Below are 18,754 nucleotides of genomic sequence, written 5' to 3' on the forward strand. Positions count from 1 at the left end.
GCGGGGCGTTACTTGCGGTTGTCGGGAATGAAGAGCTGTTTGGGGTCGGTGGCGAGGAACGGTGGGACATCGACGAGTTCGATGCCGATATCGCCGGCGGCGGCGAGCAGCAGTGCCCAGGGCACGCCGCAGGTGGCGTCGCCGACGTCGACGGTCAGCACATGGCTGTTTTGGACGCCGCCGAGGGTGACGATTTGGGCGTCGCCGTGATACTGGCCTTCGAACTGAGCGCGCTTGTTGCCGCTGCCGTCCATGACAACGCAGGCGTAGCTGCCATTGTGGACGCCGGTCAGCTTGACGCGGAAGGAACGGGTGCCGGTCGGCGGCAAGAAGAAATAGCGCGAGGATTGGACGCCGCCGATGCTGCTGCCGGGGGCGAGTTTGCCGACGACGTCCAGGCCGTCGCCGCGGGCGTCCCAGACCGCGCGCTGATCGTCGTCGATATCCAGCCAGAAGACGTCACCGGGCTGGCCGGTGAGGGGGAAGGCGAAGGACTTCTCGTCGTCGGTGCTACAGCGGTCGCTGGCGACGACTTGGCCCTTGGCGTCGCTGATGCGTACGGTGGCGAATTCCGCGCGTTTGGGCATGGCGCCGTGGCTGCTGCGGCGGAGGAGTACGGTGGCGCTGTTGCCGCGCAGGCGCAGGGCGAACTGCTTCTTGTCTGGTGCGCGGAAGCGGAATTCCTTGGCGTCGGTGATGTTTTTGAGCCATGCGTCGGCGAGGGTACCGCTGAGGAGCGTCGGTGCTTCGGCGGGGGCGTTTTCGGCGTACCAGCGTTGGAGAATGGCCAGGGCATTGGCGTTGAGTTGGGTGGAGGCGGCGATGCCTTTGCCGCTGCTGTCCTGGTTGCGCAGCAGCATGGCTTCGAGGCAGTCCTTGGCGGCCTGGATCATGTCACGGTTGTTGCTGAGCAGTCCGGCGTAGGCGACGACCTGTGGCAGCATGGGGCTGCTGCCGGGGGAGGGCCGCCAGAGGGGCGTGCCGTCGAGTTTGGCGGTGTATGGCCAGCCGCGGACTTCGCGGTCGTAGCTGAGCATGATCCAGCCGACGGCGGCGACGATGGACCTGGCGGCGCGTTCATCGCGGGTGACTTCGTGGTAGTCCTTGATGCCGCTGATGACGGTGCCCATGAGGAAGAGACAGTTGCCGACGGCGCCGGGCTCTTTGCCGGCGTGGTCGCTGGGGAGGACGTGGGGCCAGGCGCCGCCCTGGTCAAATTTCTGTTCGTTGTAGGCGACTGCGAAGATTTTTTTAGCGGCATCGAGGTAGAGTTGGTCGCCGGTGTGTTTGTAGAGGCTCATGGCGGCTTTGAGGGACCAGCCGGCGGAGCGTTCGTGGGTGCCGAGGGCCTTGAAGTCGGGCGTCATGGCCCAGAGGATATGTTCGCCGAGGGCGTAGGACGCCTCCATGGGTCGCGGTTCGCCGGCTAGACACCAGGCGGTGACCATGCCTTCCAGCCAGGTGTGGCCATTGCGGGCGTCGGTGTGGGCGTCATAGCGGTGCGTCCAGGTGGCGCGGACGGGGTTTTGCGACCACTGGCCCGTGTGGCCGATGGAATGCTGGTGGTTGCTGCCGATGTAGAAGGGATCGGGGTAGGCGTGGACGATGTCCACATCGGCTTGGTGCCGGGCGGCTTCCATGCCCAGGCGGTAGTAGCGGCGGTCGCCGCTGCGGAGGAACTGCAGGAATTGGCCGAGGGCGAAGTCGTATTCGTTGTTGGTCCAGTTGCGGCCGCGTTCGCCGAAGGAGTCGCCGAAATTGAAGAAGCCGTATTCGCGTTGTTGTTCACGGCGGCGCATATTGCCGTCGTAGCGCTTGGCGAACCACTCGTCCCAGAGACTCAGCTGTTTGCCTTGGGGGACGGCGATGTCGTCAAAGACCCGGCAGCTGTCGTACCATTCGGCGGGGAGGACGGCGATCAGCGGCCAGTCAGCCTCGGCGGAGAGCTCGCGGCGGGAGAGATTGCCGGTGACATCGATGAGTATTTTCTCCGTGAAGGCCATGCCCCATTTGCTGCGGTATTTCCCTTTGAGGAAGGGATAGAGCAGATAGTAGGGGAGATCCTGGCCGTAGTTCTCGGATGGCTGCGTGGGGAGCAGGCCAATGAGCAGCTCGTTGCTGCCGGCGCTGATGGCTTTCGGCCAGCGCTGCCAGAGATTCTGCACGGCGATGCCGAGGCCGCCGTGGACGCCGCTGGTGCTGACGGCGCTGTCCAGGCGCTGCGGGCTCTTGTCGTTGCCAGGCACGGCCGGGAAGGGCGCTGAGCACTGGGCGCGGCGGTCGTCGAGCTGGAAGATGGTCGCGTTGCCTTGCGGCTGCAGATCGGCGACCATGGCTTTCTGGGGGCGGCCGTCGCTGTCCTGGAAGGCCGCGGCGACGGTGTTCATGGTCGTGGCGTGGGTGGCGCTCAGGTAGAGCGAGCTGATGTCGGTGAATTCGACGTCGGTTTCGCTGTTGATATGGGTCCAGGACAGTTCGACGAGTGGCGACTGGCGTTGGCAGGTCAGGCGGGCGACGTAGCTCATCAGGCCGCGGCCCTGTCTGTCGCTGTAGCGGCCAGCCATGCGGACGACGATGCGCTCGGGGCCCTGCTCCTCGACGCGCCAGTCGTCGCAGGCGGCGCCGCTGGCTTGGAAGGGCTTGCCGGCTTCGTCGCGGAGGACGACATCGAGTTGCTTGATGCCGGCGGGCGAGCCCGTTTCGCTCATGGCCAGGCCGAAGCGCTCTTTGTTGACGACGACCTGGATCAGGCCATTGCTGATGACGGCGTTCTGCGGGGTGTTTTTGAGCAGGAGCTGCGTGGGGCGGTGGGCGCGGGCACGGACATCGCGGCCGTATTCCAGGCGCCAGAGCTGGCGTTCGTTGGCGGCGATGGCGGTGTTGAATTGCACGAGGACCCACTTGAGGCTCTGGTCGGGCCAGAGGCCCATCACGGCGAATTGCGCGGGCGCTTCGTTGCCGTCGGGCGCGAGGAGGCGCAGCTGGGCGGTCTGGAAGAGCCGGCCCTGGGGCAGTGGCAGGCCAAAACGCACGCGGGCGGCTTTGCGGGCGACGCCGGTCTCTTCGAGCAGCTCGAAGGTGACCTCGTGGCGATTGTCGCGCGCGAGGCGGGTGACGCCGCTGTCGGGGGGCAGCGACAGTTCTGGCCGGGGACGCCCGGGCTCGATAGTTTTGCTGGAGCGGACCTGGTCGGCGCGCAGGCCTTTGTTTTCCAGCGGCAGGAGCGCGATTTTGTCGTTGTAATAGCCGTAGTAGGACAGCGGTACGAGGCTGGAGCTGCGGCCGAGGGCGCGGTTTTTGTCTGGCTCACGGTCGTTGGCGGCGATGGTCGCGACCTGGTGCGGCGAGGATTTGGCGAGTTTGCCCTCGGCAGACAGTTTGTTTTCCGCCAGGAGATGCAACCCGAAGAGGTTCTTGCCGTCGACGCTGTGCAGGGGCGCTTCCAGGAGCAGCCAAAGCTCCGTGTCTTCCTGGGTGGCGGTGATGAGGGCGTTGTTCATGGTGTTGTTGTGCACGGTGGTGCCGGCGGCATTGCCGCCGAAGGTGACCATGAGATCGACGCCGGGGTGGTGCTTGTCTTTGCGGCCGGTGTCGGGATTGTTGTCCAGGTCGAGATAGACGATGAGACTGGCGCTTTGGAAGTCGGGCTTTTGCGCGAAGGTGATGTTGAAGAGCAGGCGGTTTTTGGCAACGGCAGTGGCCTGCACGCGAGTGAAATCCGGTAGGGCCCGGCCGCTGGGTGCGACCTCGGTGATGGTCTGCAGCGCCGGGACGCCGTCGGCAACGACGCCGAGCTGCTCGCAGACGGCCGTGGGAATGGCGTTCTGCGCCGGCAGGGCGGCGCAAAGGAGCAGCGTCGTCATGGCGAGGTAATGGCGGGCGAGGGGGCGGGTGAGATGGGGGGTGGCTGGGATGATGGTCGTGGACATGCGGTGCTCCTGTCATAGCGAAAAACGTCGGTTCTCGGGATGCGTGTTAATGTGACCGCTATGCGCCGAAGCACAATGAGGGCGGGCAAAGAAACTGGGAAGAAAAGCGGCCGCGATACCAGGTGATTTCTTGCAGCTTATTTATATCGGCAACTCGCCAAGACATCGATGTGCAGCAGCCAAAGGGCGTTTAGTCTTCGTGAGAAAGGCTCTCTACATGGAAGCTAATGGGCAGTGGGGATACTTGCGTCTGTACAAGCGGAGGGTAGCAGTGGTGCAGATCGCATCAGGAAGCCCAGCGCAGCAGACGTAACCAGCCGCTCCGTACTTTATCACAATAGCAAGCTTTAGTTAAAGAGGAGCGGCTGATGGAGTTGGGGATGATCGAAAGCTAACACCTTGATCATTTTGCCAGGTTGGGCCCAATTGCACTTGCCGTCACCATTCAGCTGTTTCAAGAGAGCGGGGATTGCGGGGCTTTGGAGTTCAGTATGAATGCGTTTGGCATCGGCTTCGCTCCAGCACGGGATGAAGGCATGCATGGCTTGATTTCCTTGCCACGGCTGGCTCTTCTCTTCGTGCAGAATGATGGGGGTGAATTGGTTCATTCCGTAGGCTTCCCACATGACTTTGTACGGCGCAAAGGAGTACGGGCCCACACCGAGAAGCGACCACCAGAGCCCTTTGTCGATGGCCGATCTGATCAATATGCCCTTGCGAGCTTTCAGAGCGAGCTGGACTTTGCCGAAGTAGTTTCGCAGTGCATCAATCTGGTCAATTTGATTTGGGGCAAGTGGACTAGCCGTGTCCCGGTCATAGGGTAGCAATATCCAGCGGCTTGGGATGGTGTGTCCCGGTTTCCATTGTTCTTTGGTTGCCAGGGGGAAGAGAAACTCATCAGGCAAGAAGCCGGGTTTTTTCTCGAAGATGAACAACGAATTCGCGCCGCAGGTGTTTACTCCTTGGCGTGGTTTTTGTTTTGCGGCAATTCTCACCTCAATCGGCTCCAAGGTATCGGCTTCGTCGCGGGCCAATATTCGCCATGGGTCACTATTTTGTTGAAAGGGTATCGCGCGATGTTCCCGCCAGCCGTTTGCTGCTTCCCGAAAGTAGCGCACAGGAAATTTTTGGGGTGTGTCCATATCGAAGCGTGCACAGCAATAGGCCGTCCCAATGCCGGAGAAAATTTTGGTGTTTGTGAATTCACAGATATCGTTGACGGCGAAGCAGCGATTGTTGGCGGTGTAATTTCTGAAGCCCCTGTGTGCGTCATCGCCTGAGAAGAGGGAAAGTGGCACATAGAAACATCCGAATCCGTTCTGGTTGAGGAGTTTTCCGAGGGCGATCTTTAGCACTAATGCAGCGATGTCAGTTCGTGATGAGCCGAGCAGAACCATGCGCCGGTCTGGGACCAGCCCTTCGGCGATGAAATGTGGTTTTAGTTCATCCTTGTACCAATGGGGAAGGTCTGTGAAATTGGCCCAAGGGGGGTTGCCTATGAGAATGTCGAAGCGATTGTGCGGAGTGTTTGTGATGATGTCACAGGCAAGCAACTGGGAGTCGGGGAAATCAAGGCCAAAGTCTTGGTATACTTGATGTTTGAAATCGCTGAGGTGCTTGGCGTGAAGTTCGATTAGCATTATTCGTGAGAGAAGCTTTTGGTCTATCTCCATGTTTCTGGAGCGCGCGAGTCGCAACAGGGCGAGTGCGAAGGCACCGTTTCCTGCCGTGGGGTCACAAACGGTTGCGCCGTTAAGCCAGGCGTCATAGACGCCCCACCTGTCGATAAGCCATTCTGCCCAGTACAGAGGCGTGAAGACTTCTCCAATTTCAATGGCATCCAAATGTGAAATGTGTGTATCCATTCTTTCTGAAGTCTTTTAGTGCTTCAATTCGATTGATGGCATCGCGACTTACTCTCGCATAGTGTGTCATCGCCAAGTCAACAAATAGATCATAGAAAACCGTGATGTCTCGATCCCAGGCGATTTCGTCCCAAACTTGGTTCACCGTGTAGTTGAGCCGTACCTGCCCAGTGCCGAGATTCTCAATCCGGTATGCATTTTGGGGGAGCATGATGAATGGAGCGACACGAATGTATTCGATGTCTCTTTTCGAGCTATTCACGGCTGATTGATTATGGCCGAACTCGGCAATGAGAAAGACGCCCTTGTCATTTGCTAAAAATTTCAAGAGGTTCCCGACGGCGCAGATGCCGCCATCGGAGTAACTGGTGGCGTCTAAATCCTTGGTTTTGACGTCAATTCCAACGATGCACCCGGCGTCTTGAAAGGCAAAATCAAAGATGGTTCGTCGGCCGGGACGGTCAAGGGCCTCATAGCCTAGCTCAGTGCAAATGCGTTCCCAGTTATCCGTAATCCGTTTCTCGATCATGGCGCCGAAAGCGCGCGAGTCTTCGCGTTCAGAGATTCCCGAGCGCAATTCGTCAAAGAGTTCAGCCAACTTTGTTTCCACTTGATCAGAAACGGTTTTTAAATCCATTCTTGTGTCCTTTTATAGCATAAGGGTCAAGCCGAAGCAATCAGGTGAGTTGGAAATTGGTTGGTTTGGGGCTGGTGTCGTCGTGTGAACTTGGCAGCGGTGGCATTGCGCGTTGTAATGTCAGGCGTGGTCGAAAGGCGGTATCGGGAAGCATATCAGGCAACATTTTCATGTTGGAAACATCATCAAGGTAACAGCCTACTGTACTGCTTGCTGATGGTTCGTCAAAAGGGCTACGGATATACTCTGGCAGCAGCGGCATGGTGACCCGTAAGCGATGGAGTGAAAACAAGCTACCTTCAACTAGCGTGGTAGTGAGTTGTGCTCAGAGCGTGCCGGTGATATCGAGGCCGTCGTAGGCGAGGAAGACGCCTGGTGGTAGTTTGGCTTGGTTTTCGGCGTAGGCGATATCGTGGGTGAGGTGGGTGAGGTAGGTCTTGGGGACTTGTAGGCGTTTGGCTTCGGCGATGGCCTGTTCGAAGCAGAGGTGGGTGTAGTGTGGTGTCCAGCGCAGGCCGTCGATGACCATGGCGTCGAGGCCCTGGAGGAGCGGGTAGGAGCTTTCGGGGATGGCGCTGCAGTCGGTCAGGTAGGCGACATTGCCGATGCGGTAGCCCATGGCGTGGCCATGGCCGTGGACGAGCGGAATGGGCTGGATGGGGAGGGCACCGACGCGGATGAGGTCCTGGCCGTCGAGGTCCCGCAGCTCGATGCGTGGGATGAACCAGCCGTGTTTGAAGTCGTGGTCGTTGAAGATGTAGTCGAAGTGGTTGCGGATGAAATCGGTGTCGTGCTTGCGGGCGTAGAGAGGGAGTGCCTGGCGGCAGAGGCGGGTGAAGCCGCGGAGATCGTCGATGCCATGGAGGTGATCGGCGTGGGTGTGGGTGAGAAAGACCGCATCGACGCGCATGACGTGCTGGCGGATGACTTGTTCGCGGAGATCGGGGCCGACGTCGATGAGGACGCTGGTGTCATCGGTGTGGACCCAGGCGGCGGCGCGCAGGTGGCGATCGCGTGGGTCGGTGGAGTGGCAGACGGGGCAGTCGCAGCCGATCATAGGCACGCCGTGTGAGGTGCCGGTGCCGAGGAGGGTGAGGGTGAAATCCATAGGGTGGGTGCACTTCTTGGCGATAGCGCCGCGCGTGGCGGGCCGTGGGGGCTAGGCATCAGGCGTCGATGGCGACCTTGGGGCATTGGCTGAGGAAACGGCGCGGGTTATGGAAGAAGACGCCCTCGACGGTCGCATCGTCGTAGCCGCGGCGGCGCATTTCGAAGACGGCCTGGTGGAGGGTGCCGGGGTCGGAGGGGCCCCAGTCGCCGGAGGCATCGACCAGCATGTGGTCGGTGCCGAAGCGCTCCAGGGTGTCCACGACGCGCGGTGGGGAGTTCTTGGTGACGGGGTAGATGGTCATGGACGCCCAGAAGCCGGCGTCGCGGATCATGGCGATGGTGTGTTCTTCGGCGTGGTCGAAGCAGACCTTTTCGGGCTTGATGTCATTGCGGGTTTTGAGGGCGTCGAGCATCATGGCGGTGCCTTTGCGCTTATCGTGGAGGTGCGGGGTGTGAATCCAGATAAGCTGGTCGAGTTTGACGGCCAGATCGACCTGTTCTTCGAAGATGGTCATTTCGTTGCGGGTGTTTTTGTTGGTGCCGATTTCGCCGATGCCGATGGCGTTGGGTTTGGCCAGGAATTCCGGTATGAAGGAGATGACTTCGCGGGCGAGGGCGACGTTTTCGGCCTCTTTGGGGTTCATGCAGATGTAGCAGTAGTGTTTGATGAGGTACTGCGCGGCGCGGGTGGGTTCGAAGGTGGTGATGTGGGTGAAGTAGTCGTAGAAGGCCTGCGCGGAGGGCCGATCGTAGCCCGCCCAGAAGGCCGGTTCGCAGCAGGCGACGGTGTGCATTAGTGCCATGCGCTCGTAGTCGGCCGTCGTGCGTGCGATCATGTGAATATGTGGTTCGATGACTCGCATTGTCTTCCCTAGAATAGTATATTTGGCAGTTTGCGGATGGTGCCTGGCGCCAGCGCGCGCCGGCGATGGCCGGCTTTTGGCGGTCGTGAGCTGAAAGTAACCCCCGGACGAGCCTTTTTCCAGCCTGGCGGACTGTGCGGTGCTGATTTTGGGTGGAGCGGGTTGGTGCGACCGAGCGGCGTCAAGTGCGCCTAGTGATAAAAGACCCAAGAGAGTGGAGCATAGCATGTCTGAACATACGGGCGATCAGGTCTTGGCGGTGGCGGCGAGCGCTGCGCGTTTACGGGCGGAGCTGGGCAAGGTCATAGTTGGCCAGAGCGAGGTCATTGAGCAGATCATCATCACTATGCTTGCTGGTGGTCATGCGTTGCTGACGGGCGTGCCGGGACTGGGCAAGACCCTGTTGGTCAAGAGCATTGCGCAGCTTTTCTCGCTGAGCTTCAAGCGTATCCAGTTCACGCCGGACCTGATGCCGGCTGACATTTTTGGCACGGAAGTGATGGACGAGGACAGCCACGGTGGCGGCCGGGGTTTCCGATTTATCCCCGGGCCGGTTTTTGCCAACCTGGTGTTGGCTGACGAGATCAACCGCACGCCGCCCAAGACGCAGGCGGCGCTGCTGGAGGCCATGGGCGAAGGCCATGTCACGGCGGGCGGGCAGACCCACGAATTGTCCCGGCCTTTTTTTGTGTTGGCGACGCAGAACCCCATTGAGTTGGAAGGGACCTACCCGCTGCCGGAAGCGCAGCTGGACCGTTTCCTGCTCAACATCGTCATGGACTACCTGCCGCTGGCTGACGAGGAGCGCATGGTCAAAGAGACGACCTCGCCGGATCCGGCGCAACTGGCGGCGGTGCTCAGCGGCGAGGAAGTCATCGCGCTGCAGCGGCTGGTACGGGAAGTTCCCGTGTCGGACAACGTGGTGTCCTACGCCGTGCGGCTCTGTGCGGCGACGCGGCCACGGACGGAGCACGCGGCGGAACGCGTCAACGAGATGGTGCAGTGGGGCGCGGGGTCACGCGCGTCGCAGGCGCTGATCCTGGCGGGGAAGGCCCGGGCCCTGCTGGCGGGGCGGCGGAATGTCGCTTGCGAGGACGTACGCGAGCTGGCGTTGCCGGTGTTGCGCCATCGCGTCATCACCAACTTCCGGGCGGATGCCGAGGGGCTCAGTTCCGAGCAGCTCATTCGTGATATCATAGCCGCCGTCGCCGAATAACGCGGGATCGCGGCGGCCCAATTCCTACCAAACATAATTCCGGCAGTGCGGCCGACTGCCGTGATTGCCATGCCGGCTGGCGCCGCTGATACGGCGGGCCTGCGCCGCCGGGGGGCAGACGACGGTGGCGCGGGGCGGCAGCTGGCTAATTTTCCCTCTTTTTTTTTTGCTGGACACAGCTATGAAAACATTACGTGAGCATCCCTTTGTGCGGCGTCATTTGGACGGCCCGGGCGGCATTTCGGCCTTGATGCCGATAGCCGTGCCGATGATTATATCGCAGATCTTTGATACCGTCATGACCTTTGTTGACCGGCTGTACTTGGCCTATGTCGGCAAAGAGGAGATCGCGGCTTGTATGAGCGGCGGCATCACCTCGTGGTTGTGCATGACGCTTTTTGTGGGCATCATCGGCTACTCGTCGACGATTGTGGCGCATCACTATGGTGCCAAGCGTTTTCGCGAGTGTCCGCTGGTGGTGTATCAGGGGCTGTTGCTGGCGGTGCTGTCTTATCCGCTGGTGTTGGTGGTGGCCAGTTTTGTGTCGCGGACCTTTTCGGCGGCGGGTCACGATCCGGATTTGGCGCGGTTGGAGCTGCAGTATTTCTGGTACATGGCCTTTGGTGGCATACTCGGTTTGTTGCGTGCGGCGTTGGCGTCCTTCTTTTCGGGCATTGGCAAGACCAAGGTGATCATGTGGGCGAACAGCACGGCGTTGCTGGTCAATCTGGTGGCCAATTACGTGTTGATTTACGGCAAGCTGGGCTGCCCGGCCATGGGCCTGAAAGGTGCGGCGATAGGCACGCTGATGGCGAGTGGGACGATGACCGTGGTGATATTCGTGGCTTTCCTGCGGGAGATTCGTCGCGCGCCGTATTCGGCGGTGTTGGCGGATGTCCATTACAACTGGCGCAACTTGCGGGCGCTGCTGCGATTTGGCTTGCCCAATGGCATTGAGAATTTGTTGGGCATGGGCTCGTTTGTGGCGGTGGTGAGCAGTTTCAACAGCTATGGCGCCAATGTGGCGGCGGCGACGACGATAGTGTTCAGTTGGGACCTGGTGTCGTTTTTTCCGTTGATTGGCATCCAGGTCGGGGTCTGTACGTTGGTTGGTCAGTGCATGGGGGCGAAGAACCCCGATGGTGCGGAGCAGGCGGCGTATTCGGGTTTCAAGTTGGCGCTGAGTTATTCGGGGCTGGCGCTGATCGCTTTTTGCCTGATCCCGCAGGTGCTGGTGGGAGTGTTCACGCCGGACGGCGTGCCGGGGCTGGATTACAGCGAAGTGCGGGTTTTGGCGGTGAAGATGTTGCGTCTAGCGGCGTTGTATCTGATGTTTGACGGCGTCGTGCTGGTGTCATCGGGTGCCTTGCGTGGCGCGGGTGACACCTTCTGGGTGATGGTGATAGGGACTGGTATCCACTGGCTGAATGCCATAGTCGTGATGATCGGCGTGCGCTATCTGCAATGGCCGCCGATCAATGCTTGGGTGGTGTTTGTCTTTGCCATTATGCTGGGCAGCATGATCATGTTCAAACGCTTCAAACAGGGCAAGTGGAAGACGATAACGATGTTGGAACAGCCGGAGACAGCGTAGCCTATGAGCGACTGGAACAGCAAGCGTATTCATTTTACCGGTGTCGGTGGGGTGGGCATGGCCGGCTTGGCACATATCTGCGCTGATCTGGGCTGTTGCGTCAGCGGCAGCGACGTGGCCGACTCGGCGATGCTCGCGTCTCTGCGCCAGCGCGGTCTGGCCGTGCGCGTCGGGCATGACGATGTGCTGCCTGGCCCGCCGGACAGGCTGGTCTACTCAGCGGCCGTGCCTGAGGACGATCCCGAACGGCAGGAGGCCGCCCGGCGGGGCATTGGGAGCATGCGCCGCGGCGAGTTTCTGGGCGAGCTGGCCCGGGCGTTTCCGCGGACGGTGGCGGTGGCCGGCTCCCACGGCAAGACCAGCACTACGGCTATGATCGCGCATATCTGTAGGCAGGCCGCCATGGAGCCCGGCTACCTCGTTGGCGGGCTGGTCAATGGTTGGGAGCGCGCAGCCGGCGCTGGGCGGGGTGAGCTGCTGGTGGCCGAGGTCGATGAAAGCGATGGCACGCAGGTGTTTTTTCATGCCGACATCGCCGTAATTCTCAATATCGACGACGACCACTGCTGGAGCCACGGCGGCGTTGAGGCGCTAGAACGCTGTTTTGTGGATTTTGCCCGGAAAGCGCGGCGGGTGGTGGCCTGGCGCAGCGACAGCTGCGTGCGGTTGTTGGGCGGCTTGGAGCAGGTGGAGTTTGTGGACGAAGCGTTGGCGCTGTTGGCGCCGGTGCCGCTGGCGTTGTCGGGCCGGCACAATCGGGTGAATGGCGCGGTAGCGGTGGCGGTGGCGGGGCTGCTGGGCGTGCCGGCGGCGCAGGCGCGCGCGGCGTTGCTGAGCTACCCGGGCGTGCAGCGGCGTCTAAGCGAGCGCTATCGTCGCGCGGACGGCGGGCTGGTGGTGCTGGAAGATTACGCGCATCACCCGGCGGAGCTGCGGGCGACGCTAGACGCCATTGGCGAGGCCTACCCGGGCTACCGCCGGCTGCTGCTCTTCCAACCGCATCGCTACGAGCGCGTGAAGCGCTACGCCAGCGACTTTGCGGCGATACTCGCCGAGGCCGAGCAGGCGTGGGTGATGGCGCCTTTTGCCGCCTGGCGGCATGACGAGGAGATCGCCGATCCCGAGCTGATCGTCCGGCTTGCGCGGGAGCAGTCGCCCGGCTGCGCAGTGGCATATCTGCCGAATGACCCAGCGCGGGTGGCCGGGGCCTTGTTACACGCGTTGGCGGCGCGGCCGGCAGGGGAACCGCAGTTGCTGGCGTTGATCGGCGCCGGCGACATCAGCGCGGTATGGCCGGCCCTGCGCACCGCACTGGACGCGTGACCCGGGGCCGTTGCGCGCGGCGAGAAAACTGGGTTTGGGGTTTGCTTTTCGCGCTCTCGTCGTGTATAACAATTCTTGTCGGTAAGTGGTTATCTGTCCGATTGGGTACAGCGTCAAATCAGAGAGAAACAATGTATTCAGCAACAACGAGGAGGCAGCGATGAAGGCTCAGCGAGTGTTTACCCTGATCGAACTGTTGGTGGTGATTGCCATTATCGCGATTTTAGCGGCGATGCTGTTGCCAGCATTGAGCAAGGCCCGTAACAAGGCGCGGACCATCTCTTGTGCGAGCAATTTGAAACAGATCGGGGTGGGACTGACCATGTATCCGAGCGATAACGAGGAATATATCCACATGGCCTATGGTACCTACTTTACGACGAAATGGGAGAGCGGGCCGGGCTTTCCGCTTTTGCTGCAGCCTTATGTGGGGGACGACAAGGTCTTTGTCTGCCCGACGGACAGCAACGTGCTGGTGGCAAACGGGTGGAAAATGAGCTCTTTCAAACTCAGTTACATTGCCAGCTACGGCGCGCATGCTCCTGGTGAGAGTTACGGCGCTTTGACCAGCGGCACCAAGCTATCGAACATTGAGCGGCCCTCCGAGGCCTTTTCCACGGGGCCGAATCATGACACGGCGGGGTCGACTGCCGTGCAAATGGGCTTCAACCATTCGAGCATTGAAGACCGCGTCGCGCGTTTTCGCCACGACACATCGGCCAACTGGCTTTACGTGGATGGCCACGTTGATTCGGTTAAGGGCGCCAGTCTGACGGGGGCGACGAGCACGGACGTGCGCCTGAAAAGCTGGCGCTGAACAAGGTTCTGCAATAACGCCGCGCGGTGTGCCGTGCTGCATGGTGTCCCCGGGCCTGGTGCCCGGGGTGTTTTATATACGGGGCCGGGCGGGGTGTCCGGACGAAACAGCCAAGAAGGATAACAGGAATCAGCTATGCCTCCCAATTTTGTTTTTCAGATGCAGAACATGTCGAAGTTTTACACAGACAAGCCGGTGTTGCAGAATTTCAATTTGTCTTTTTATCTCGGGGCGAAGATCGGGATTGTTGGCGAGAACGGTTCTGGTAAATCGACGTTGTTGCGGATCATGGCTGGTTTGGACACGGAGATACAGGGCACGGCGCAGATCAGCAAGGGCTGCCGGGCCTTGCTGGTGCCGCAAGAGCCGCGGCTGAATCCGGAGAAGAATGTACGCGGCAATCTCGAAGAGGCGATGGCGCCGGTGCAGGCGTTGATTGACCGCTACGATGTGGTCATGGGGCGCATGGGCGACGACTTGCCCGAGAAGGAAATGAACAAGCTCAATGACGAGTTTGATTTTCTGCAGAATGAGATCGACCGGTTGGACGGGTGGAATATGGACCATCTGCTGGATGTGGCCTCGGAGGCGCTGGTGCTGCCGCCGGACGACGCGGACGTAGCGACTTTGTCGGGCGGTGAGCGGCGCCGGGTGGCCTTGTGCAAGGCCCTGCTGGAGAAACCGGACCTGCTGCTTTTGGACGAGCCGACGAATCATCTGGATGCCGAGACTATCAGCTGGCTGGAGAAGACGCTGCGGGAATACCCGGGCACGGTGATCATCGTCACCCACGATCGCTATTTTCTGGACAACATCACCAAGTGGATATTGGAGATTGAGAACACGCGCGGCATTCCTTTCGAGGGCAACTACTCGTCGTGGCTGAAGCAGAAGCAGGAGCTGCTGCGGATTCAGGAGAAGAAAGAGAGCCTGCGGCAGCAGATTTTGGCGCACGAGCTCGAATGGATTAACAGCACGCCGGCGGGGCGCCTGAAGAAGAACCAGGCGCGCGTCAACCGCTATGAAGAACTCGCCGGGCGGGGCTTTGAGGTGCGCAAGGACGACATCAGCATCCAGATACCGCCGGGACCCCGGCTGGGCGACCGGGTGCTCAAGGTCAGCGGGCTCTGCAAGGGCTATGCCGGCCGGCCGCTGATCGACCACTGTGATTTCGAGTTGCCGCGCGGCGGCATTGTCGGCGTCATTGGCCCGAACGGCATTGGCAAGACGACGCTGTTCCGCATGATCATCGGGCAGGAACAGCCGGACGCTGGCCGCCTTGAGCTGGGTGAGACCGTGCAGCTGTCCTACGTGGACCAACACCGCGACGCGCTGGACGGCACGAAGACCGTGTTTGAGGAGATCAGCGGCGGCAACGAGGAGCTGCAGCTGGGCGATCGCCGCATCAATGCGCGGGCGTATCTGTCGCGCTTCAACTTCCGCGGGCCGCAGCAGCAAAAGCTGGTCGGGCAGCTGTCGGGCGGCGAGCGCAACCGGGTGCATCTGGCCAAGCTCCTGCGCTCAGGCGGCAATCTGTTGCTGCTGGACGAGCCGACGAACGACCTCGATGTCAACACCATGCGAGTGCTGGAAGAGGCGCTTATTGAATTTCCGGGCTGCGCGATGGTCATCAGCCACGATCGCTTTTTCCTCAACCGCATTTGCACCCATCTGCTGATTTTCACTGGCGATGGCAAGCTCAGCTGGTTCGAGGGCAACTTCGAGTCCTACGAGGAACGCGTGTTGGCGCAAGATGGCGAACGGCTGTTGCATCGCCGCAGCCGCTACCGGGCATTGCCGCTCTAATGGCGGGGACGGGCGCCGTCGTTTGAGTACAAAGCCGCGCGTTGGCATGACGAGCATGCCGCGCGCGGCTTTGTCGTTGTTCAGTCTTCCGCGGGGCGGTTGTGGCGGCTGATGATTTGGTAGGCGAGGATGGCTAGGAAGGTGATGGCCAGGAGGATGGTGGACAGGGCATTGATCAGCGGCATGGACCCGCGCTTGATCATGCTGTAGATGTGGATGGGCAGGGTGGTGGAACCCGGGCCGGCGACGAAGAAGGAGATGACGAAGTCGTCAATGGACAGGGTGAAGGCCAGCAGCGCGCCGGCCATGATGCCTGGGAAGATCACGGGGATGAGGATGCTCCAGGTCGTGGTCCAGGAATTGGCGCCCAGATCGCGGGCGGCTTCGATGATGGTGACGTCGAAATCTTGCAGGCGCGATAGCACGGCCATGGCTACATAGCTGATGCAGAAGGTGATGTGCGCCAGGATGACGGTGGTCAGGCCGAGATTGACCTTCAAGGCGACGAAAAAGAGCAGCATGCTGATGCCTAGCAGGATCTCTGGGACGACCAGCGGCGTGTAGACCAAGAAGTAATGGGCGTTCTGGAGGCGGCCGCGGTAGCGGTGGAGGGCGATGGCGGCGGTCGTGCCGATAATTGTCGAGGCCGCCGTGGCAATGACGGCGACGACGAGGGTGTTGCGCAGGGCGTGCCAGATCTCACGGGCGCTGAAGAGCTGCTCGTACCACTTGAGGGTGAAGCCGCCCCAGGAGCCGCCGGTGCGCGACGCATTGAAGGAGTTGATCACCAGCAGGATGATCGGCAGATAAAAGAACAGCAGGGTGCCCAAGGTCAGCAGGCCCGGCAGTTTGCTTTGCTTGATCATCAGACGACCTCCTTGGCGGGGGTGGGGCCGCTGTCGGCGCTTTTTTTGATGCGGAGGAAGTAAATGAGGGGGATGATCATGACCAGGGTGAGCACCGCCGCCAGCGCGCTGGCGGCCGGTAGATTGCGGTCCACGAAGGTCCGCTGGGCAATGACGTTGCCGATCATCTGTGAGCCGATGCCACCGACGACGTCGGGAATGACATAGCTGCCGATGCTGGGAATGAGCACCATCAGGCAGGCCGAGAGGAGGCCGTTGTAGATGCCGGGGATGAAGACGCTGAAGAAGGCGCGTAGGCGGCCGGCGCCGAGGTCCATGGCGGCTTCGATCAGCGAGAAGTCGAATTTTTCGGCGGCGGCGTAGAGGGGCAGGATGGCGAAGGGTAGTTCGGTGTAAACCATCACCAGCAGGACGGCCTCGGGGCGGTAGAGCAGCAGGGTGCCTGGCGAGGCCAGGTGGCAGAAGACCAGGATGCTCTTGAGGATGCCGTCGGGATGCAGCACGGCCTTCCAGGCGAAGATGCGGATGAGGAAGCTGGTCCAGAAGGGAATGATGGTGAGGAAGAGCACAAGATCGCGCTTCCAGGGTTTGCAGCGCGCGATGTAATAGGCGATGGGAATGGCTACAGCCAGGGTGATGGTGGTCGTGACCGCGCTGAGCCAGACCGTGCGGAAGATGATCTCCGGGTAGTTGGGATTGCGCAGACTGAACAGGGTGTGCCAGGTCCAGCCATCGGCGATGCCGCCGCTGGGGTCGGCCGGCTTGAGGGCGATCGCCAGGATGATCAAGGTGGGCAGCAGAAAAAAGACCAGCAACCACAGCATGGACGGCGCGGTCAAACTGCATTCGCCCCAAAAACGACGGCGGGTAGGTGTCATGTGGGATCCTCAACCACGAATTAACTCAATGTAGAACCACGAATGGGCACGAATAAGAGAGAACCACGAATGGGCACGAATGGATACGAATAAGAGAGTTTTGAAAAAGGGTGGACACCAATGGGGGGAGGATGACCAAAGTGCTTGTCCGTTGTCGGCTCGCTTCTGGAAGGTGACGATGCCTCGTTGATGTTCGGCTCGCTTCAGGGTCGGGATGAGGCTTGTCCTTATATGGGTTCGCCAGTAGTGTCGTTGGTGTCGACCTGGGCGGAGTCGGTGGACTCGTCATCCTTGTCGCTGTCGTCATTTTCGCCGACGCTTTGGGGCGGCATTTCGAGCAGTTCTTCGTCTTTTTCACTGTAGCGTTCGAGCATGAAGCCGTCATCGGCAAACCACGAGATGAAGACCTGGTCGCGCCATTGGATGGGCTTTTCGTCCAGCATGAAGCGGGTATGCTGGCGGGAGATGGATATGCGCCAGTCGTCGCCGATCGACACCCAGTAGCGCGTGTGGTCGCCCTGGTAAATCACGTCCTCGACCACGCCGGGCAACACATTGTACTTCGGATTCGCCGCCGGCTGCTCCAGCGCTATTTGAAATTTTTCTGGTCTGATACTGAGGTGGACGAGGTCGCCCTTGGCGAGTTTTTTATCGTTGAAGCAGAGCATGCGCGGGAGTCCTGGCACATCGATGCGGCAATATTCGGCGTCGACGACGTCGCTGATGCGCCCGTCGAAAAAGTTCGTATCGCCGATGAACGCGGCGACGAAGCTGCTTTTTGGCGCCTCGTAGATTTCGGCGGGGGTGCCGATTTGTTCGACGCGGCCGTTGTTCATGACGGCGATGCGGTCGCTGATGCTCATGGCCTCGCCCTGGTCGTGGGTGACGTAGATGAAAGTGATGCCGACTTCATCGTGGATGAGGCTGAGTTCGAGGAGCATACGCTGGCGGAGCTTGAGGTCGAGAGCGGCGAGGGGCTCGTCCAGCAACAGCACGCTGGGTTTGAGGATGAGTGCGCGGGCGATGGCCGTGCGCTGTTTCTGGCCGCCGCTGATTTGCGCGGGCTTTTTGTCCGCATGGTCCTGCATTTGGATCAGGGTGAGCATGCGGTCGACCTCGTCGCGAATTTCGGCTTTGGGGCGTTTGGCGACTTTGAGGCCGAAAGCGATGTTTTCACGCACGGTCATGTGCGGGAACAGCGCGTAGTTCTGGAAGACCGTGTTGACCTTGCGCATGTTGGGGGGCAAGTCGGTGATGTCGCTATTGTCCAGGATGATACGGCCTGAGTCCGGCGCTTCAAAGCCCGCCAGCATGCGCAGTAGCGTGGTCTTGCCGCAACCGCTGGGACCGAGGATGGAGAAGATCTCGCCGCGCTGGATGGCCAGGGAGACGTTGTCGACCGCGCGCGTCGTTGCAAAAGTCTTCGATATCTCCTTAAACCAGAGAAAATCCTCCAATTTACGGTCCCCCTATGCCAATCGCAGAGTGGCGGTTTGTGGTCAGCTTGCAGTGCAGGGAGGCGGGAAGGTGGGGAACCCGCATCCACATAAAAAAAGAATCATTTCAGGCGACGCTCTCACGCCCTGAAATGACGGCGAGAAATATAATCCCCCTGCCGCGTTCCCGCCACCGCCGCAAGAAGGAGGCGATGGATTTGCCGCAATCGGTCAGTGTACACCCCGGCGCTTCGCTGGGACAATTTGCAGGAAACCCACGGCCAGTCGCCACCCAGCCATTACACATAGGTGGCTAACCAGGCAGCGGATTTCATAGGAGCAATGCTCTTCACATAGCATGCGGCAATCGCCGGCCATGAGTTGATTGGTAACCATGCACAAGATCATTCGCCG

Annotated in this window: 14 protein-coding genes; 5 read left to right on the forward strand and 9 right to left on the reverse strand. The window is 60.6% G+C overall.

Annotated elements, in window-relative coordinates:
- Positions 1 to 8 precede the first annotated feature (8 nt).
- The 5 genes from J3R75_RS12510 to J3R75_RS12530 all read right to left on the reverse strand — a co-directional run bounded on the left by J3R75_RS12510 (position 9) and on the right by J3R75_RS12530 (position 8,377).
- The gene (locus tag J3R75_RS12510; RefSeq protein WP_307262014.1) at positions 9 to 3,929 is read right to left on the reverse strand and encodes an RIFT barrel domain-containing protein; all 3,921 of its coding nucleotides are present in this window, start codon (positions 3,927 to 3,929) and stop codon (positions 9 to 11) included.
- Positions 3,930 to 4,276: 347 nt separating this feature from the next.
- Positions 4,277 to 5,794: an Eco57I restriction-modification methylase domain-containing protein gene (locus J3R75_RS12515; protein ID WP_307262016.1), complete on the reverse strand. Its 1,518-nt coding sequence runs from the start codon at positions 5,792 to 5,794 to the stop codon at positions 4,277 to 4,279.
- Positions 5,760 to 6,431, reverse strand: coding sequence for a hypothetical protein (locus J3R75_RS12520; RefSeq protein ID WP_307262018.1), 672 nt, complete (start codon positions 6,429 to 6,431; stop codon positions 5,760 to 5,762). The genes J3R75_RS12515 and J3R75_RS12520 overlap by 35 nt, the downstream gene beginning before the upstream one ends.
- Before the next feature lie 325 nt (positions 6,432 to 6,756).
- The gene (locus J3R75_RS12525; protein ID WP_307262020.1) at positions 6,757 to 7,539 is read right to left on the reverse strand and encodes an MBL fold metallo-hydrolase; all 783 of its coding nucleotides are present in this window, start codon (positions 7,537 to 7,539) and stop codon (positions 6,757 to 6,759) included.
- Positions 7,540 to 7,597: 58 nt separating this feature from the next.
- Positions 7,598 to 8,377 carry a TatD family hydrolase gene (locus J3R75_RS12530; protein WP_307262022.1) on the reverse strand — a complete coding sequence of 260 codons (780 nt, stop codon included), beginning with the start codon at positions 8,375 to 8,377 and terminating at the stop codon, positions 7,598 to 7,600.
- 253 nt (positions 8,378 to 8,630) lie between these two features.
- On the opposite strand from J3R75_RS12530, the gene J3R75_RS12535 reads away from it, so the two are divergent.
- From J3R75_RS12535 to ettA, 5 genes are all read left to right on the forward strand, one after another.
- Complete coding sequence (locus tag J3R75_RS12535) at positions 8,631 to 9,620, forward strand: AAA family ATPase (RefSeq protein WP_307262023.1); 990 nt, start codon at positions 8,631 to 8,633, stop codon at positions 9,618 to 9,620.
- A 181-nt stretch (positions 9,621 to 9,801) separates the two neighbouring features.
- Positions 9,802 to 11,214, forward strand: a complete 1,413-nt coding sequence (locus J3R75_RS12540; RefSeq protein WP_307262025.1) for an MATE family efflux transporter — start codon at positions 9,802 to 9,804, stop codon at positions 11,212 to 11,214.
- Between the two features lie 3 nt (positions 11,215 to 11,217).
- The gene (locus J3R75_RS12545) at positions 11,218 to 12,537 is read left to right on the forward strand and encodes a UDP-N-acetylmuramate--L-alanine ligase (protein ID WP_307262027.1); all 1,320 of its coding nucleotides are present in this window, start codon (positions 11,218 to 11,220) and stop codon (positions 12,535 to 12,537) included.
- 160 nt (positions 12,538 to 12,697) lie between these two features.
- Positions 12,698 to 13,354 carry a DUF1559 family PulG-like putative transporter gene (locus J3R75_RS12550; protein ID WP_370882368.1) on the forward strand — a complete coding sequence of 219 codons (657 nt, stop codon included), beginning with the start codon at positions 12,698 to 12,700 and terminating at the stop codon, positions 13,352 to 13,354.
- Between the two features lie 135 nt (positions 13,355 to 13,489).
- Positions 13,490 to 15,160, forward strand: coding sequence for an energy-dependent translational throttle protein EttA (gene ettA / locus J3R75_RS12555; RefSeq protein ID WP_307262030.1), 1,671 nt, complete (start codon positions 13,490 to 13,492; stop codon positions 15,158 to 15,160).
- Positions 15,161 to 15,240: 80 nt separating this feature from the next.
- Here ettA and J3R75_RS12560 read toward each other — a convergent pair whose 3' ends face one another.
- From J3R75_RS12560 to J3R75_RS12575, 4 genes are all read right to left on the reverse strand, one after another.
- The gene (locus J3R75_RS12560; protein WP_370882400.1) at positions 15,241 to 16,023 is read right to left on the reverse strand and encodes an ABC transporter permease; all 783 of its coding nucleotides are present in this window, start codon (positions 16,021 to 16,023) and stop codon (positions 15,241 to 15,243) included.
- Positions 16,024 to 16,025: 2 nt separating this feature from the next.
- A complete protein-coding gene (locus tag J3R75_RS12565) occupies positions 16,026 to 16,904 on the reverse strand; it encodes an ABC transporter permease (protein ID WP_307262033.1) in 879 nt (292 codons plus the stop codon).
- A gap of 227 nt (positions 16,905 to 17,131) precedes the next feature.
- Entirely contained in the window at positions 17,132 to 18,361 is a 1,230-nt protein-coding gene (locus tag J3R75_RS12570; RefSeq protein ID WP_307262034.1) for an ABC transporter ATP-binding protein, read from the reverse strand.
- A 210-nt stretch (positions 18,362 to 18,571) separates the two neighbouring features.
- Entirely contained in the window at positions 18,572 to 18,736 is a 165-nt protein-coding gene (locus J3R75_RS12575) for a hypothetical protein (protein WP_307262036.1), read from the reverse strand.
- Positions 18,737 to 18,754: the final 18 nt, after the last annotated feature.

Source organism: Oligosphaera ethanolica (genome assembly GCF_030814695.1).
GTDB lineage: Bacteria > Verrucomicrobiota > Lentisphaeria > Oligosphaerales > Oligosphaeraceae > Oligosphaera > Oligosphaera ethanolica.

Bases quoted from the DNA above. Each gene is read 5' to 3' on its own strand.
- J3R75_RS12510 (WP_307262014.1), bottom strand. From the start codon at position 3,929: ATGTCCACGACCATCATCCCAGCCACCCCCCATCTCACCCGCCCCCTC.
- J3R75_RS12515 (WP_307262016.1), bottom strand. From the start codon at position 5,794: ATGGATACACACATTTCACATTTGGATGCCATTGAAATTGGAGAAGTC.
- J3R75_RS12520 (WP_307262018.1), bottom strand. From the start codon at position 6,431: ATGGATTTAAAAACCGTTTCTGATCAAGTGGAAACAAAGTTGGCTGAA.
- J3R75_RS12525 (WP_307262020.1), bottom strand. From the start codon at position 7,539: ATGGATTTCACCCTCACCCTCCTCGGCACCGGCACCTCACACGGCGTG.
- J3R75_RS12530 (WP_307262022.1), bottom strand. From the start codon at position 8,377: ATGATCGCACGCACGACGGCCGACTACGAGCGCATGGCACTAATGCAC.
- J3R75_RS12535 (WP_307262023.1), top strand. From the start codon at position 8,631: ATGTCTGAACATACGGGCGATCAGGTCTTGGCGGTGGCGGCGAGCGCT.
- J3R75_RS12540 (WP_307262025.1), top strand. From the start codon at position 9,802: ATGAAAACATTACGTGAGCATCCCTTTGTGCGGCGTCATTTGGACGGC.
- J3R75_RS12545 (WP_307262027.1), top strand. From the start codon at position 11,218: ATGAGCGACTGGAACAGCAAGCGTATTCATTTTACCGGTGTCGGTGGG.
- J3R75_RS12550 (WP_370882368.1), top strand. From the start codon at position 12,698: ATGAAGGCTCAGCGAGTGTTTACCCTGATCGAACTGTTGGTGGTGATT.
- ettA (WP_307262030.1), top strand. From the start codon at position 13,490: ATGCCTCCCAATTTTGTTTTTCAGATGCAGAACATGTCGAAGTTTTAC.
- J3R75_RS12565 (WP_307262033.1), bottom strand. From the start codon at position 16,904: ATGACACCTACCCGCCGTCGTTTTTGGGGCGAATGCAGTTTGACCGCG.
- J3R75_RS12575 (WP_307262036.1), bottom strand. From the start codon at position 18,736: ATGGTTACCAATCAACTCATGGCCGGCGATTGCCGCATGCTATGTGAA.